Genomic DNA, 15,716 nt, shown 5'->3' on the forward strand with positions numbered 1-15,716 from the left:
CGATTGGCTGGACAGCAGGGGTGGGTTCTCGCCTCAATCCCGCCCGAAGACACTACTCGATTCCGGTCCTTCCGACACCAAAAAGAACGAGTATTTGATCGCAAATGTCCCGTATCCGGCCGCGCCAAAATCGCCCATTTTAGGGCTCGAAATGTCGGTGGCGGGTGAAAGCCTTGAGCTATGAACAGCTTTCCGGAGACCAGGCCATCGAGCGCCGGTGCCCCGGCTAAGCCGGCTACTCCGGCTACTCCGGATGCCGGGGACGCCCGGGACGACTCTGATGCCCCGGGGTCTTCGGGTTCGCATTCGGATGTCAGCAGTGGGCTCTCGGTCTTCTGCGCGGACGGTGAAGCCCCGGCCCCAGCCGGTGACGCGTTGCCAGACGGTTTCGACGGCAGGTTGTCCCTCAAAGACCCCGGTTTCCTGACGGATGCGGAGGCCGGGAGAACCCTGGCCAGGCTGGGTGCCCTGGTTTCCTGGGCTCAGGCTCAGCAGGCACTTGTTGTGGCCCGGATCGAGGAGCTGTTCGCCCGCGACATCTCCCAAGCCGCTGGCCGGGAGGATCCGGCGTGGGCACAGAGCCTGGCGGCGGCTGAGGTTGGTGCCATCCTGAACCTGCCACATATGAGCGCGATGCGCCTGGTCAACGAATCCAACAGCCTCTGCACCGAGCACATTGGGACCCTGCAGAGGCTTTCGGACGGCAGAATTAGTTACCAGCATGCCAGGGTGGTCCTGGACGAGGTGCAGTGCATACCCGACGGGATTGCCGATGAACCTGCGCCTCCTCCCGCTGGTGCGGAGCCACTCGACCTACACGATGCCGGCTCGGCCCGCAGCACGCGTGCCCGGTTTGAACGGGATCTGCTCACGCACGCGGAAGGGATCACGGCCGCACGGTTCACAGCGAAAGCCCGCAGGCTCAGGGAATCTCTGTTCCCGGAAACAATCCCCGTGCGCCACAAGGACGCCTTCGCGAAGCGGCGAGTCTGTTTTGAGGCCCTGCCAGATGGAATGTCCTGTATTTCCGCTTTTCTCGCCGCAGAAAAAGGCCTGGCGATCCACTCGGCCCTCTCTGCTGCGGCCCGCGGCGAGAAGTCAGCCGGAGACAAGCGTTCCATGGACCAGCTCCGGGCTGACATCCTTCAGTCCCTGCTGCTTGATGGGGGTATTCCTATCAGCTGGCTGGTTGAAGAACGGGTATCGGCCGGGGGAGTGACAGACCTGGACGGAGCGGCGACGGCAGGGCCTGGTGCGATGACGACCGAGCCTGGTGCTCCGGGAGGTGATGCTGCATTTGGGAATGACCCGGTTCGGGGTGCAGCCGCTCCTGCGGCACCCGATGATCAGGGATGTGGAGTCAGCCCTCGGCCCGCTGCTGTCCCTGGGAATGACCCGGTTCGGGGTGCAGCCGCTCCTGCGGCACCCGAAGATCAGGGTATTGCCGGGATGCCGGCGGCGGCTGACCAGCGGTCCGATGATGCGGGGAGGCCCCGAAAAGACCGCACTCCCCGGAAGTCAAAGGCACGACGGGCACGCAGAAACGGTTTGAGGACGGAGGTGATGGTCCTGATCAACGCCGATACGCTCGCAGGACTGGACGAGTCACCGGCGGAGCTCAACGGCTACGGCCCGCTGAGCCCGGAAGCCGGCCGGCAAATGATCGCTCAGGCGCTGAGCTGGACTCCGTTGGTACAGGACCCGGCGACCGGTGAGGTTCTCGGAGTCGGCCGCCGCCGGCGAATCCCCGCTGGGCTGAAGCGCTGGCTCCAGGCCAGGGACGGCACCTGCAGGTTTCCTGGCTGCGGCGTCAATGTGCAGAGTTCGCAGATCGACCACACCCGGCCGTGGGCTCACGGCGGCAACACCGAGCACTCAAACCTGGAACATCTGTGCCCAAAGCACCACCGGTTCAAGACACTCGGACATTGGAAGGCCCGGCAGCCGGAGGCAGGCACCATCGAATGGACTTCGCCTTTGGGCCGCAGCTACCGCACCACACCCATGCTTGCCTATGGGACCCGGGAAACTCCGGGTGAGCATTGGACCTTACCGGATTCTGGTGCCCGGCTGAGGAACGGGGAGGGGGTAAACGGTACGGATCAGGCCCAGGGCGCGGCCAGCTCGCACGGGATGGGCGGCGTCAGGGATATGGGCAGAACGAAGGGTGTGGACGGCCTTAACGGTATGGGCGGCGTCAGGGATATGGGCAGAACGAAGGGTGTGGGCGGCCTTAACGGTAGGGGCGTCGTACACGCCATGAATGAGAAACTTTACGATCTGGACCCGCCGCCATTCTGAGCATGCTCCGCGTGGTCCATGCAGTCCATGCAGTCCATGCAGTCCGCGTGGTCCGCGTGGTCCGCAAAATAGTCCGTTGAAAAAGTCCGTAAAGAGTCCGTCAGAACCTCAGCAGTCTTCCCCGATCCGGGCAGACCCTTTCCGAACCCCGCAAACAAACGCAAACAAACGCATACAAAGGAGCAGCATGGCAATCCGCCGGCTGGCGCAAGCATCTCCGGCCGAGATTACCGCCCTCGCCGCAACCCTGGCCGAGGCCTTCGGCAACTACCCCTGGACCCGCTGGACCGTGGACAGCGAGCGCCACGAGGCCCGTCTGGCAGCCATCCAGCGCCTCTATCTGGAACATGTGGGGCTCCCGCAAGGAGAGGTGTGGACCGATGACCTCTTTGACTGCGCCGCCGTTCTGGTTCAGCCCGGACCCGTCGAGCTGGATTCGGGCCTCCAACGCAAGTTGTCCGAACTGCACGGAGAAGCAGGGCATCGCCTGCAAGTCCGTCTGCCGCAGCCGCCCCCGGATGCCTGGACGCTGGCGACCATCGGCGTCGCCCCCGACATCCAGGGCAGCGGGCTCGGCTCCATACTCTTGGAAACCGTGCTGCAGCACGCGGACGCGCACGGGCGCTCCATCGCCCTTGAAACTTCCTCCGACCGGAACCTCGCCTTTTACAGCCGGCACGGATTCGTGGTCTGGGCGGTGACGGAGATGCCCGACGGCGGCCCAATGGTCTGGTCCATGCTCCGGCAACCTGTTCCCGTCGCCGTTTCGTAAGTCATCGTCATAGGTCAGCTGGAGGAGTCAGTTGTACCGGCCCGGTAAACCGGGAACAGCACCTCAGTAGGCCGGAGACCTCGACGCACCCGGCCCCGGTTGCCAGACTGAAAAAGCGCCGGAAGACACAATCCGTTCCGGCCGGATGAAATAACCCGGAGGTCGCCCGTGCTCGGTCTGGAACTCCTCGTCGGCCTGGGAATAGCAATCCTCGTATGTTCCCTTGCCGCTCCGCACCTTCGGATAGGTGCCCCGCTGCTGCTGCTGGGCTGGGGCGTCCTGCTGGGGTTCGTTCCGGCCTTCCGGAACGTCGAGCTGCCTTCCGAGGTTGTGCTGCTGCTCTTCCTGCCGGCCCTCCTGTACTGGGAAAGCCTGACGACGTCGCTCCGGGAAATCCGGACCCACCAGCGGCGGATCATCCTGTTGAGCACAGTCCTGGTAGTCCTCACCGCAGCAGGGGTGGCCGCCGCCGCCCACGCATTGGGAATGCCGTGGGGGCCCGCCTGGGTCCTGGGCGCCGCCGTCGCACCCACCGACGCCACCGCCGTCGCAGCCCTGGCGAGAATGCTGCCCCACCGCAGCGTTACCCTGCTGCGCGCAGAGAGCCTGATTAACGATGGAACCGCGCTTGTTGTGTATGCCGTAGCGGTGGGAATAGTCGCCGGAGACCGGGACTATACGCCCCTGGTTGTGTCGGGGCTGCTGGTCCTGTCCTACGCCGGGGGTATAGCCGCCGGAGTCCTGGTGGCCTGGGCGGGAATCTGGCTGCGCCGCCGGGTCGACGACGCCCTGCTGAGTACCGTCATCAGCTTCCTGACGCCGTTCACCGCTTTCCTGCTCGCCGAAGAGTTCGGCGGATCGGGTGTGCTGGCGGTGGTGGTCTGCGGCCTGATGATGAGCCAGGCTGGACCCCGGATTAACTCTGCGCTGGCCCGGAGGCAGGCCCGGACGTTCTGGTCATTCTCTACTTTCCTGCTCAACGGGGCGCTGTTCGCCCTCATCGGAATTGAACTGCACGCTGTTGTGCGGATCCTCAGCGGAGGAGAGATCGCGCTGGGACTCCTCGGCGTCGCCGTCGTCTCCGCAGCGATCCTCGCGATTCGTTTCGCCTTTCTGTTCCTCACCAGCTTCCGCATCCCTCTGCGGAACAGGGCCACCACCCAGAAGCTGCGGCAGGTCAGCAACCGTTCCTGGGTAGTCAGCGGTGTCGCCGGATTCCGGGGTGCTGTCTCCCTCGCTGCTGCCCTGGGCGTTCCGGTCCTCACCGCGGCAGGGACCCCTTTTCCAAACCGCGGGATGATTATCTTTGTGACCGCGGGTGTGATTGTTGTGACCCTGACGGTCCAGGGCCCGCTGCTGCCCCTCGTGGCCCGCTGGGCCCGGCTGCCGCAGGACACCGCGATGGAGAAGGAACGCCAGCTCGCCGAAGTCCGGGCCACCGAGGACGGGCTCCTGGCCATTCCTCGGCTGGCGGCGCAGCTGGGCACGGAGCGGGACGTCGTGGACCGGATCACCCGGGAACACCGGCACCACCTCGACGTCCTGCGTGCCACCGGGGCCGGGGCCGGACCGCAGGAGGATCTTCCTGCGGTCCGGAGATATCAGCAGGACTCGGAGCTGCGGCTGGCGCTGCTCGGACGCAAACGTACCGTGCTTCTGCAGCTGCGGGACGACAAGGTCATCGACGACAGAGTGCTGCGACTCCTGGAGGTACGGCTCGACGTCGAGGAGCTGCGCCTGACCAGGCCCGACGTCGAGGAGTAGGCGCCAAGGAGTGCGCACGGACGCGGGTGGGGAAGCGCAAGCGGCTGGGCGGGGAGGGGGGTGCAATCGGCGGAGGGGCGGCCAAGCAGAATGCGCCTGCGAAGGCGGTGCTCAGAAAAGGAAACGCAGAACCCGGCCGGGGAGTATCAGTTCGGAATATCTGCCTGCGGGGTGGTCCGGTAGTCCGTGTCAGTGACATGGCCGCCCCACTCAGCCTCCGGGCCGTCGTCCGGGCCGGCAGCATCCCACATGGCCAGATGCGTCATGAAGCTGTCCGGCGCGGCACCATGCCAATGCCACTCCCCGGGAGGGGTGTAGATGGTGTCCCCGGCGCGCACATGAGTAATATCGCCGCTTCGGGACTGGACCAGACCTCGACCCTCCGTAATATGCAGTGTCTGGCCGTAAAGGTGGCTGTGCCAGGCAGTTCGTGCACCCGGGGCGAAACGCACCACGTTTACGCGCAGCCGCGACGGTTCGATTCCCTCGGCTAAGACATCGAACCAGACATCTCCGGTGAACATGGTGTCTGGGCCCTTGACGCTCGGTGTTGCTGGTCGGATTTCCACGACTGTCCTCCTGCACGGCAGATTCCGCGCCTGCTGCGCGGCCGGCTGCCGGGTGATGGGATTTCCTCCAGACGCTACGCCGCCGGATCCGGGCTGCACAACACCGCTGGGTAGGTCAGTGGAAAAAAGGCTGATTCCATCACCGGGTTCTAAGGCAAGTCCCCGGCAGGGTTCCACCGCCGGGTGCAAAAACTGCTCAGCAGGCCTTCACGACCGGCAGTTCATCCCACTCGGTGGTGTACCGGGGGGAGGAAAACTTCCGGGACATGGTCCAGTCCGGTTTCGCGCTGGAGAGACCGGCCAGGCCCAAACCGATGCTGGCAGCACCGTATTTGTCCGCAACCTTCCCCAGGAGTTCGCCGATATGCCGGTGTTCATGGGCGGAGACGAATTCGTCGAACACCGGCTGCGCACCGGCGTCGGACAGGCCGCTGAGCATTACTCCGGCCTTGGTGTAGGGGACGCCCTCAACGATGGAGTCCTCCAGTGCACCGACAGCGGCGCGGGTAAGCACCACGGGATCCGACGTGGGGCTTTGCAGCCGCACCGTGACGGAGGGGAATGATGCCGCCTTCTGGCTGAAATGCGAGGTGCCGGCATAAGCGGTGAGCACCCGGGCATGCTGCCCCTCGCGTTCCAGCCGGGCTGCAGCCTGCTGGGCGTAGATGCTCATCACCTGCCGCATTTCCGCCGCCGTCGTCACGGGCACCGAAAAGCTGCGGGAGAAGATCAGCTGCTGCCGGTCTGCGCGCTCTTCCTCCAGCGGCAGGCAGGAGGTCCCGTTCAGTTCCAGGACGGTGCGCTGCAAGGTGACGGAAAAGCGGCTGCGGATCAGTGCCGGATCGGCCGCCTTCAGGTCCGCGACGCTGCGGATGCCCAGCGCGTGGAGGCGCTTGCCCAGCTTGGCTCCCACGCCCCAGAGGCCGGTCACCGGGACGCGCGACATGATGGTTTCCACCACGTCCGGATCCATGGTGTCCAGGTTACAGACTCCGCCCAGATGCTTGTTCTGCTTGGCGATCCGGTTGGCGAACTTCGCCAAGGTCTTTGTGGTGCCGATGCCTACGCAGACCGGCAGACCGGTGTGGCGGGCGACGGCGGCACGGATGTCCGCGCCCTGGGTATCCAGTTCTTCTGCCGTCCCGGCCAGGCCCAGGAACGATTCGTCGATGGAGTAGACCTCCTGCCAGAGCGCGTACCGGCCGAGCAGCTCCATGACCCGGGAGCTGAGATCGCCGTAGAGCTCGTAGTTGCTTGAACGCTGGACCAGTCCAAGCCGCGGTGCGGCGTCGGCCAGCTTGAACCACGGTTCTCCAGTCTTGATGCCCAGGGCCTTGGCTTCGTCCGACCGGGCCACCACACAGCCGTCATTGTTGGAGAGCACCACCACCGGAATGCCTGCGAGCGCCGGATCGAACGCGCGCTCGCAGGAGACGTAGAAACTGTTGACGTCCACCAGGGCGATCCGGTGCAGCCGCGGTGCCACTGGAGTGGGCGCTGGACCCGGCGCTGGCGCTGGCACGCGAGCTGGGCCGGGCAGGTTGGCGCTGATAACAGCGTCAGCACGGAGCCCGGGCCGTGACACCACCGCCTCGGAGCTGCCCGCGTCCGAGAGGTCAGCCTCAGACATGGTGCAGGCACCGGGTCACAACGCCCCAGATGGAAAGCTCCGCCGGGTCCGGCACCGGAATGTCCTCATAGTGGGGATTCTCCGCGGCCAGCACGATGCCACGGCCGGTCAGCCGGAGCCGGCGGACCGCCAGCTCGCCATTGAGGACGGCGACGACGACGGTGCCGTCCCGCGGCGTGAGGGAACGGTCAACGATCAGTTCGTCGCCGTCGCTGATTCCAGTGCCGGTCATGGAGTCCCCGGATACCCGCACGATGTATGTGGAGGTGATGTCGCGGATCAGGTGCCGGTTCAGGTCGATCCGGCCATCGAAGTAATCGCGGGACGGGCTGGGAAAGCCCGAGGCGGCATCGGCGTCGGACAGCGCCTGGCTGCGCGGCGAGGAGCCGGGAACATTCCCCGAAAACACTGGCATCCGCAGCCTTTCTTAGAACATACTTTCGAGTCCTCCCAGATTAGCACTGCGGAGCCCCAAAGCCGGGCCTCATTGGCAGGATGTGCGGGGCGCCCAACCGAAGACGCCCGGCCTGCGGTGCCCGCTGCGGTGTGGTCACCGGAGGGCCTCCGTCAGGGATACCGTTTAACCCATGAATGTCGAGGTGCACATTCCGCCGAAACTTGGGCGGGAGCTGGAAGAACTGGCCGCGGAACAGGATGTTCCCGTGGAAACGCTGATTCTCAACGGGGCCAGGCTGCTTCTGGAGCACCGTCACCGGCGCAACCACGTGCAGTCCTGATGGCCGTCCCGGGATAGTATCCGGCCATCCGCACAGGCGCGGTGGTGCAGAAAGGCAACAGCCATGAAAATCACCCTGGCAAGCATCTTTGTGAACGACCAGGCCAAGGCGCTGGACTTCTATACCCGGGTCCTCGGCTTCGAGAAGCGGGCCGATGAGCCCGCCGGCGGCGCCCGTTGGCTCACCGTCGGGAACCCCGGAGAGGAAGGCGGCGTCGAACTGCTGCTGGAACCGAGCGGACACCCGGCGGTGCCGCAGTTCAAGGAAGCGCTGGTCCGAGACGGAATTCCGTTCAACTCCTTCACTGTTGAGGACGTCCAGGCGGAGTATGAACGACTCCTGGGCCTCGGGGTGGAATTCACCCAGCCGCCGGCCCAAATGGGCCCGGTGACCACGGCGGTCTTCTCCGACACCTGCGGCAACCTCCTGCAGATCGCGGCAATGGAGTCCTGACCGGACAGCGCTGAATCCTGCCGTCACTCTCACCGGGGATCGCTGAATCCTCCACTCGCTGAATCATGTCCTGCCCTGGCCGTCCGGCTGATGTGACTCAGCCCACGGCGCCAGCTGGTGACGACGCACCGGCTTTCGCCGACAGTCCTGCGGGGGAGAAAAGCGAGAACAGTGAGGGTATTAGTTGACAGTCCTGCATGAGACGATCCGGCACGAGGCAGCGCATGGAATGCCCGGCCGCATGAGCCCCGGCAACCGTGCCCGCGGCTATCTGGGTGCCGTGATGTTCGCCAGCCGCTGGCTCCAGGCCCCCCTCTATCTCGGCCTGATCGTCGCCCAGCTGCTCTACGTTGTGACCTTCATGCGGGAGCTGTGGCACCTGGCCACGCACATCACCACCCTGAACGAGGCGGAGATGATGCTGATGGTCCTGGGTTTGGTGGACGTGGTGATGGTGGCCAACCTCATCATCATGGTCACCATCGGCGGCTACGAGACCTTTGTCTCACGCTTGTCCGTGGATGGACACCCCGACCAGCCCGAGTGGCTCTCCCAAGTCAACGCCAACATCCTCAAGGTGAAACTGGCCATGGCGATCATTGGGATCTCCTCGGTGCACCTGCTGAAGTCCTTCGTTGAGGCGCGCACCTACTTTGAGGATCCGGAGCTCGGCGCTCACGCCGGGGACGTCCTGCTGTGGCAGACCGTGATCCACATTGCCTTCATCCTCTCGGCCATGGCCCTGGCCTGGATCGATAAGCTCAGTATCGCCTCCCACGCCGCAGCAGCAGCACGTCACGCCTGAGTCCGGGGACCGCCAGGGAGTGTTTCACCGGGCGTTAGCGCCGGGCGTCGTAACTGCTCTCACAAAGAGTGGAGCCGCTGATGCGGTGTATGCGCTGGAGGCAGAAGGGATCGTAGACGGTGATGCCGATCCGGCCGGACAGGGGATCGGCAGACCGGATGCAGGTGCACGGTGCGAACACGGGCGCTGTGCCTTTCTGGGCCGGAAATACCTATCCCTTTAATTTTTACTCTTCCGTGCCGGGGTCCGGTCGCCAAGGGTGCTCCGCCGGCCGTCCGCAGGACGCCGGGATACCGCAGATGCCCACACCCAGGTTGAACGCCGGATACCGGCGTCCTCCCACAGCACCTGCACCGCTTTTGCAGACCAGGTGCAGGTTTCGCCTTCCACCAGCTCTGCGCAGCCCGGGAATCTGATCCACGCCCGGACGGGAATTGCGGGCAGAGAGGTGGTGACCGGGTTGTGGTCAAAATCAAGTTCTTCGGGCGTCAGTCCGATGGGTTCGGCCCGCCTGGCGTAGCGGGCCGCCAACCGTCCGGCAGCCTCCTGATCCATCCTTCCAGTAGAACATATGTTCGAATAAAGTTCGACGGCGGCGCCAGGTTCTGCTGCTGTGTTCCGGCAGGGTTTTGGGGCACAATGTTGGCCATGTGCGGACGATACGTGATGGCCAGGGCGACGTCGGATCTGGTGTCGGCCTTCGCGGCGGACCAGGTGGTGGGGGAAGACGTCAATCCCTCATGGAACGTGGCGCCCACCGACGACGTGCGGATTATCACCGAACGCCGCGGACCGGACGGAACCGTGCGGCGCCTGGCGACTGCAAAGTGGGGACTGGTGCCGGTCTGGGCGAAGGACCCGAAAATTGGGGCGCGGCTGATTAATGCCCGGCGGGAGACCATCCTGGAAAAACCCGCGTTCCGCAAGGCAGCGGTTAAACGCAGGGCGCTGGTGCCCGCCGACGGCTACTACGAATGGGAGAAGACGGAAGAGGGCAAGGTTCCGACCTATCTGCATCCCCCTGTTCCGGACCCGCTGGCGTTCGCCGGACTGTACGAATTCTGGCCCGATCCGAACCTGCCCGAAGACCACGAACATAAGTGGCTGCTCAGCGTCACGATCATCACCACGAAAGCGGCGGACGAGCTCGGCCACATCCACGACCGGACCCCGCTGGTGGTGCCGCCGGACATGTACGCCGAATGGCTGGACCCGGCGTTGACGGACGCGGAAGCCATCGCCCGCGTGCTGGAGGCGATTCCCGACCCGGTGCTCAGTCCGAGGGTGGTTTCCACCGAGGTGAACTCCGTCCGCAACAACGGCCCGCAGCTGATCGAGCCGGCCGGACTGGAGTCTTAGATAACCAAGTGCCAGCCAACCAGATCCTGAGCGCGAACTAACCAGCCGAGTTCCGCCCCGGCTCACCAGGCATAGTCCTCCGGCGCCGGACTGTGGCCCGGAAAGATGGTGTCCAGGGCCGCCAGCGTGTCCTCGTCAAGCTCGAGGTCCAGGGCGGCGAGCGCGTCGTCCAGCTGGCCGGAGGTCCGGGGCCCAATAATCGGAGCACTCACCGCGGGCTGGTGCAGCAGCCAGGCCAGAGCCAGGATTCCCGGTTCGATCTGCAGTTCCGCAGCCAGGTCCTCATATGCCTGGATCTGGTCCCGGTGCTTGGCGAGCAGATCCTGGACCCGCTTCTCGGCCCGCCGGCCGCCGTCGTCCTGGGCTTTCAGCACACCGCCGAGCAGCCCGCCCTGCAAAGGGGACCAGGGAATCAGCCCCAGGCCGTACTTCTGCGCGGCAGGAATCACTTCCAGTTCCACGGTGCGTCTGAGCAGGTTGTAGATGGACTGCTCGCTGATCAGCCCGTTGAACCGGCGCCGGCGGGCGCTCTCCTGAGCCTGGGCGAGATGCCAGCCGGCGAAGTTGCTGCTCCCGTTGTAGATGATCTTCCCCTGCGCGACGGCGGTTTCCATGGCCTGCCAGATCTCGTCCCAGGGAGTGTTCCGGTCCACGTGATGGAACTGATAGAGGTCGATGTGGTCGGTTTGGAGGCGTTTCAGGCTGGCATCGAGGGCCTGGCGGATATTCAGAGCCGAGAGGAATGTGTCATTCGGGCCCGGGCCCATCGAGCCGTAGAGTTTCGTGGCGATCACGGTGCTCCCGCGACGGCCGCCGCCCTTGGCGAACCAGCGGCCCACGATCTCCTCCGTCAGTCCCTTGTTCTCCCAGCCGTAGACGTTGGCGGTGTCGAAGAAATTGATTCCGGCTTCCCGGGCAGCATCCATGACCGTGTGGGCGTCCGGCTCGGAGGTTTTCGGCCCGAAGTTCATGGTGCCCAGGCACAGCCGGGAAACCTGCAGTCCGGACCGGCCCAAATGTGTGTACTTCATGCTGCCTCGGTTTCGTCCGGGATCCAGTGAAATCCGGGATCCGATGAATACGCTCCACTGAACACCCTCCGGGGAACGCGGACCCCCTCCGGGACCATGATCCAGCGCGCGTGAAGGAAGGCAGCGGAGTGTCCCGGGGGGCTGCGCCGCCACCCATTCTGCCGCCGGCACGGATGGCTAGGAAGGGGCAGCCGCAAAGCCTGCTGCTGCGGCCCCGAAGCCGCCGCTGTGCAGCGGCTCCTGTAGCCTGAGAGCGCATCTTTGGAGGACCTGCCAGGAGGATTTGTGCCGGAATCGTATTACCGCCCGCTGGGTGAGGGAACGTTTGAGTCGACACCCCACACGCAGGGGGCCTGGAACGAGCACGAACAGCACATGGCTCCGGCCGCCGGCCTGTTGATCCACTGCCTGGAACAGGAGAGTCCCCGCCCGGACATGCGGCTGGCCCGGGTCAGCTTCGAAATCCTGGGCATCATTGCGCAGGGCACCTTCGATGTGCGGACCAAGGTCATCCGGGCCGGCCGCACCATCGAACTGCTTGAAGCCGAGCTTGTAGCCGGCGGGCGCACCGCCATCCGGGCAACGGCCTGGCGGCTGGCGATGGGTGATTCCACCGAAGTGGCCGCCGTCGAAGATGAGCAGATGCCCGGCCCCCTGGATGTGCCCGGTTTTACCGGGATGACTGCCTGGCCGGGGAACTTCATCAACTCCCTGGAATTCCGGGCGGTGCCCGGCCTGCGTCCCGGCCGCGGGCAGGTCTGGATGCGCTCGCCGTTTGGGATGGTCGACGGCGAGGACACCCCCGATCTGGTCAGCCTGCTCGGCCTCGTGGATGCAGCCAACGGAATAGCCGCCCGGGTCCCGCCGGGCGGAGACAGCTGGATGTTCCCCAACGTGGACCTGCAGATGCACCTGTACCGCCAGCCGGAAGGCCGCTGGCTCGGCCTCGACACGCGCGTCTCCTTCGGTACGGACGGAATCGGCCTGACCTCCTCGGTCCTGCACGACCAGACCGGTCCCTTCGGGCGCAGCGAACAAATCCTCACCGTCCGCCCGCTGGGCAGGGGATAGCCGGTGGAGGCACCCGCCAGGGTCCTGGACGTTTACCGCCAGCAGCAGTCGTCCGGGGCCGCTGCGGACCTTGAAGGTGCGCTGGCGATGCTGGCCTCCGCCCGGGACGGGAGGCTTGGTCCGGCGCTGCGGATCTACCGGCCGCAGCCGACGGTCGCTTTTGGCCAGCGGGACGCACGGCTGCCGGGGTTCGCGGCGGCCGCCGCCGCGTGCCGCGAGCAGGGCTTCGAACCCCTGGTCCGCAAGGCCGGCGGACGGGCGGCTGCCTACCACGGGGGCTGCCTGATCCTGGACCACATCGAACCCGAGCCCAACGCCGTCGCCCGTTCCCTGGCCCGCTTTGCCGGTTTTGCCGAACTCCTGGCCGCAGCCCTGCAGGACGCCGGAGTACCGGCCGCAGTGGGGGAAATTCCCGGAGAGTACTGTCCCGGGGAGTACACCGTGCACGGCGGAACCGGAGACGCGCGCATCAAACTGGTGGGAACAGCACAGCGCGTGGTGTCCGGAGCCTGGCTCTTTTCCTCGGTGGTAGTGGTCCGGAACGCTGATCCGCTGCGCCGCGTGCTGACGTCCGTGTACGCTGCTCTGGGCCTTGACTGGGACCCCAAGACGGCAGGAGCTGCCGAGGACCTGGTGCCTGGACTCACCATGGACGATGCCGAAACAGCACTGCTGGGCGGCTATCGCAGGTACGCGGGCCTGCGTCAAGGGGATGTCTCGCTCTTGGAGGAAATCACCGGCGGACCGGTTCCTGTCCTTCCAACCACCGCCCGCTGCCCATAGCATCGGGCGCGAAAACCCGTGCAGCCGTCCGGTCTGCGCCCCCCCCCCCCCGATCAGAAGGATTCCGCCTTGCCTAAGAAGAGTGTTGAGAACACCGCCATCCGGCTGAAAGCCATCCTGGAGATCCTGGCCACCCAGGACCCGTCCAATCCGGGCAGGGCAGGCCGTGCCGACGTGCTGCGCCGAGCCCTGGAACAGGTGCCGCTGGAAGGACCTGAAGCCGATTTCCTGGCCAGCGGAGTGGCCCGCGGCGAGCGCTCCCTGGTGACGGCCACCACCAAGCTGGTCAAAGCGGGCTGGATCCTCAAGGAGGGCCGCGCCGGGTGGAGCATCACCGCTGCGGGCCGTGCCGCCCTGGCCGATTTCCCCGATGTGGAGCAGATGCAGGCTGCACTGGCCGGAACCGGGACGTCCCGCGGTGCCACGACCCCGGCGGAAACCCGCAGCGAGGCAGTGCTGGAGGACGCGCTGCGCGAACCCGCGTCCGGCGGGCCGGGCGGGCAGCCCCACGGGTCGCATCCGGAAGACCGCTACGAAGGCCCCTCGTTTCCGCAGCCCCAGGCAGTGGCGGTGGCCGGAGACTTCGGTGCCCCGCTCGGCGGAGAGAACTGGGAGCCGGCGGACCCAGCCGTCCAGCTGGGCTTTGACCGCAGCGACGAACTCTGGAAACTCAGCGTGGACCTCCCGGCCGGTGACTACGAATTCAAGGCCGCGCTGAACGGTTCCTGGGCGGAGAACTACGGCCGCGGCGCCCATTTCGACGGCGTGAACTACAGCTTCCACCACGCCGGAGGGCCGGTGACGTTCCTGTACGACCACGCCACACATACGGTGGTGACCAAACCGGACGGGACCTGAACCCAGGGGAAGGCTTGAACCTGACGGATCAGCCCTCGCCGCGGTGCCGCTGCGCGCCGCGCTGGTCAGTGCAGGTTAGTGCAGTGCAGTGCAGTGCAGTGCAGAGCCGGTCAGTTCTGGTCAGTTCCGGTCAGGCACCCCGGTCCCGGCGCTGGACCGGATCCACCAGCACACCGGCCGGTTCCCGGACCCACCAGATACCTTCGGTGCGCAGTTCCTTCGAAGTGGAGAACCGGTACCGGAAGACCCTTGCACGGATCCAGCGCGGCGGGGCCCCGTCAAACGGATCGGTCCGCAGGAGCCTGAGGGTCTGCGGATCGGCCGCCAACAGCCGCTGCAGCAGCACCGGAAACCAGTTCCCGCCCGAGGCACCCAGACCCAGAAACCACATCAGCCAGTCCAGCCGCAGGTGGTAGGGAGCGAACTGGCGCGGCATCCGGCCGGGGTCTCCGGGCTTGCCATGGAAGCCGTACTCCTGCCAGTGGGCCTCCGGCCCCGGCTCGTCCATGGTTCCCTCGATAACTACTTCGTTCCGCCGCCGGGTGATGCTGCCGAACGCGCCGTAGGCGTTGGAAAGATGCCAGCGGTTGAAGGACGCGTTCATCAGCTGGTCGCGGCTGAAGAGGTTCCGCAGCGGCTCCCAGGCCCAGTAGAGCATGGCCGCCGTCAGCATCAGCACCACCACCACGAACCACAGCGGAGTGCCGGCCGGGTCCGGTGAACCGAAGGACGCCCACGGCAGAACGGTCCGTACGGCTGCATCGTCCACGGCGCTGAAAGCCACCAAAATCGTCAGGACGTTGAGCCAGGCAAAGTTTCCGGAAAGCACCAGCCACAGCTGTGTCAGAATCACCAGGGCAGCCGCGATGGAGGCCACCGGCTGCGGAAAGAAGAGGAAAACCGGAACCACCAGCTGGGCGAAATGGTTACCCAGCACCTCGGCCTTATGCAGTGGTTTAGGCAGGTGGTGGAAGAACCAGCTGGCAGGATTCGGCATCGGCTGGGTCTCATGGTGGTAGTACAGGGCTGTCAGGTCCCGCCATACCCGGTCTCCGCGCATCTTGATCAGCCCGGCGCCGAACTCCAGCCGGAACACCAGCCAGCGGAACAGGAAGAGCACCGTGACCGGAGGTGCAACCTCGTTGGAGCCCAGGAAGGCCGCCAGGAAGCCGGCCTCCAGCAGCAGTGACTCCCAGCCAAAGGCGTAAAACACCTGACCGGCGTTCACTATCGAGAGGTAGAGGAACCAGACCAGGCCGAACACCAGCAGGGGTACCCACGGCGGTCCCTGCTGCGGCAGCCCTGCCACCAGAAGGGGGGAGGCCACGGCCCCGGTCCAGGCCACCACCCGCAGGAGCCGGTCCGAATAGTGCAGCCGGAAGAGGGTGGGAATCCTCCGGCCGGCGGATCGTTCCAGGTACCGCGGAGCCGGCAGCAGGCCATGCTCGCCCAGCAGGGCCGGGAACTGAGCGGCGGCGTTGAGGAACGCGATCAGGAACACGGCCGCAATACCGCGCTGCAGCACCTGCCGCGCCAGCTCATATCCCTCTGCGCTGAAATATTCCATGGCGCCACCACCCTAG

15 protein-coding genes are annotated in these 15,716 nt (G+C 65.7%); 10 read left to right on the forward strand and 5 right to left on the reverse strand.

The window, feature by feature from the left end; all coding sequences use genetic code 11:
- Nucleotides 1-180: 180 nt before the first annotated feature.
- The 3 genes from AL3_RS04500 (at nucleotide 181) to AL3_RS04510 (ending at nucleotide 4,837) form a co-directional block, all read left to right on the forward strand.
- A complete protein-coding gene (locus AL3_RS04500; protein ID WP_066297341.1) occupies nucleotides 181-2,301 on the forward strand; it encodes an HNH endonuclease signature motif containing protein in 2,121 nt (706 codons plus the stop codon).
- A 187-nt stretch (nucleotides 2,302-2,488) separates the two neighbouring features.
- Complete coding sequence (locus AL3_RS04505; RefSeq protein ID WP_066297343.1) at nucleotides 2,489-3,073, forward strand: GNAT family N-acetyltransferase; 585 nt, start codon at nucleotides 2,489-2,491, stop codon at nucleotides 3,071-3,073.
- 168 nt (nucleotides 3,074-3,241) lie between these two features.
- The gene (locus AL3_RS04510; RefSeq protein WP_066297345.1) at nucleotides 3,242-4,837 is read left to right on the forward strand and encodes a Na+/H+ antiporter; all 1,596 of its coding nucleotides are present in this window, start codon (nucleotides 3,242-3,244) and stop codon (nucleotides 4,835-4,837) included.
- Between the two features lie 146 nt (nucleotides 4,838-4,983).
- Here AL3_RS04510 and AL3_RS04515 read toward each other — a convergent pair whose 3' ends face one another.
- The 3 genes from AL3_RS04515 to AL3_RS04525 form a co-directional block, all read right to left on the reverse strand.
- The gene (locus tag AL3_RS04515; protein WP_066297348.1) at nucleotides 4,984-5,406 is read right to left on the reverse strand and encodes a (R)-mandelonitrile lyase; all 423 of its coding nucleotides are present in this window, start codon (nucleotides 5,404-5,406) and stop codon (nucleotides 4,984-4,986) included.
- A gap of 196 nt (nucleotides 5,407-5,602) precedes the next feature.
- Entirely contained in the window at nucleotides 5,603-6,862 is a 1,260-nt protein-coding gene (locus AL3_RS19040) for a Y-family DNA polymerase (RefSeq protein ID WP_306303022.1), read from the reverse strand.
- Between the two features lie 166 nt (nucleotides 6,863-7,028).
- A complete protein-coding gene (locus AL3_RS04525; protein WP_066297353.1) occupies nucleotides 7,029-7,451 on the reverse strand; it encodes a LexA family protein in 423 nt (140 codons plus the stop codon).
- Between the two features lie 172 nt (nucleotides 7,452-7,623).
- Here AL3_RS04525 and AL3_RS18315 point away from each other — a divergent pair, with 172 nt between their 5' ends.
- The 4 genes from AL3_RS18315 (at nucleotide 7,624) to AL3_RS04545 (ending at nucleotide 10,390) form a co-directional block, all read left to right on the forward strand.
- The gene (locus AL3_RS18315) at nucleotides 7,624-7,773 is read left to right on the forward strand and encodes a hypothetical protein (protein ID WP_157075240.1); all 150 of its coding nucleotides are present in this window, start codon (nucleotides 7,624-7,626) and stop codon (nucleotides 7,771-7,773) included.
- 63 nt (nucleotides 7,774-7,836) lie between these two features.
- Nucleotides 7,837-8,226: a VOC family protein gene (locus AL3_RS04530; protein ID WP_066297355.1), complete on the forward strand. Its 390-nt coding sequence runs from the start codon at nucleotides 7,837-7,839 to the stop codon at nucleotides 8,224-8,226.
- Nucleotides 8,227-8,467: 241 nt separating this feature from the next.
- A complete protein-coding gene (locus AL3_RS04535; RefSeq protein ID WP_066297358.1) occupies nucleotides 8,468-9,031 on the forward strand; it encodes a TIGR00645 family protein in 564 nt (187 codons plus the stop codon).
- Nucleotides 9,032-9,679: 648 nt separating this feature from the next.
- Nucleotides 9,680-10,390 carry an SOS response-associated peptidase gene (locus AL3_RS04545; RefSeq protein WP_066297364.1) on the forward strand — a complete coding sequence of 237 codons (711 nt, stop codon included), beginning with the start codon at nucleotides 9,680-9,682 and terminating at the stop codon, nucleotides 10,388-10,390.
- A 62-nt stretch (nucleotides 10,391-10,452) separates the two neighbouring features.
- On the opposite strand, the gene AL3_RS04550 is transcribed toward AL3_RS04545, so the two are convergent.
- Nucleotides 10,453-11,421 (reverse strand): aldo/keto reductase, encoded by a 969-nt coding sequence (locus AL3_RS04550; RefSeq protein ID WP_066297369.1) that lies wholly within the window; start codon nucleotides 11,419-11,421, stop codon nucleotides 10,453-10,455.
- Nucleotides 11,422-11,706: 285 nt separating this feature from the next.
- Here AL3_RS04550 and AL3_RS04555 point away from each other — a divergent pair, with 285 nt between their 5' ends.
- From AL3_RS04555 to AL3_RS04565, 3 genes are all read left to right on the forward strand, one after another.
- Entirely contained in the window at nucleotides 11,707-12,492 is a 786-nt protein-coding gene (locus tag AL3_RS04555; protein WP_083521441.1) for a thioesterase family protein, read from the forward strand.
- Nucleotides 12,493-12,495: 3 nt separating this feature from the next.
- Entirely contained in the window at nucleotides 12,496-13,275 is a 780-nt protein-coding gene (locus AL3_RS04560) for a lipoate--protein ligase family protein (RefSeq protein WP_246168582.1), read from the forward strand.
- A gap of 69 nt (nucleotides 13,276-13,344) precedes the next feature.
- Entirely contained in the window at nucleotides 13,345-14,133 is a 789-nt protein-coding gene (locus AL3_RS04565; protein ID WP_066297374.1) for a pullulanase X25 domain-containing protein, read from the forward strand.
- A gap of 130 nt (nucleotides 14,134-14,263) precedes the next feature.
- Here AL3_RS04565 and AL3_RS04570 read toward each other — a convergent pair whose 3' ends face one another.
- Nucleotides 14,264-15,700, reverse strand: a complete 1,437-nt coding sequence (locus AL3_RS04570) for a lipase maturation factor family protein (RefSeq protein WP_066297377.1) — start codon at nucleotides 15,698-15,700, stop codon at nucleotides 14,264-14,266.
- Nucleotides 15,701-15,716: the final 16 nt, after the last annotated feature.

Source organism: Arthrobacter luteolus NBRC 107841 (assembly GCF_001552075.1).
GTDB classification, from domain to species: Bacteria; Actinomycetota; Actinomycetes; order Actinomycetales; family Micrococcaceae; genus Arthrobacter_B; species Arthrobacter_B luteolus.

Coding starts and splice junctions, on each gene's coding strand:
- AL3_RS04545 (WP_066297364.1), top strand. CDS start 9,680: ATGTGCGGACGATACGTGATGGCCAGGGCGACGTCGGATCTGGTGTCG.
- AL3_RS04500 (WP_066297341.1), top strand. CDS start 181: ATGAACAGCTTTCCGGAGACCAGGCCATCGAGCGCCGGTGCCCCGGCT.
- AL3_RS04525 (WP_066297353.1), bottom strand. CDS start 7,451: ATGCCAGTGTTTTCGGGGAATGTTCCCGGCTCCTCGCCGCGCAGCCAG.
- AL3_RS04550 (WP_066297369.1), bottom strand. CDS start 11,421: ATGAAGTACACACATTTGGGCCGGTCCGGACTGCAGGTTTCCCGGCTG.
- AL3_RS04570 (WP_066297377.1), bottom strand. CDS start 15,700: ATGGAATATTTCAGCGCAGAGGGATATGAGCTGGCGCGGCAGGTGCTG.
- AL3_RS18315 (WP_157075240.1), top strand. CDS start 7,624: ATGAATGTCGAGGTGCACATTCCGCCGAAACTTGGGCGGGAGCTGGAA.
- AL3_RS04530 (WP_066297355.1), top strand. CDS start 7,837: ATGAAAATCACCCTGGCAAGCATCTTTGTGAACGACCAGGCCAAGGCG.
- AL3_RS04505 (WP_066297343.1), top strand. CDS start 2,489: ATGGCAATCCGCCGGCTGGCGCAAGCATCTCCGGCCGAGATTACCGCC.
- AL3_RS04535 (WP_066297358.1), top strand. CDS start 8,468: ATGAGCCCCGGCAACCGTGCCCGCGGCTATCTGGGTGCCGTGATGTTC.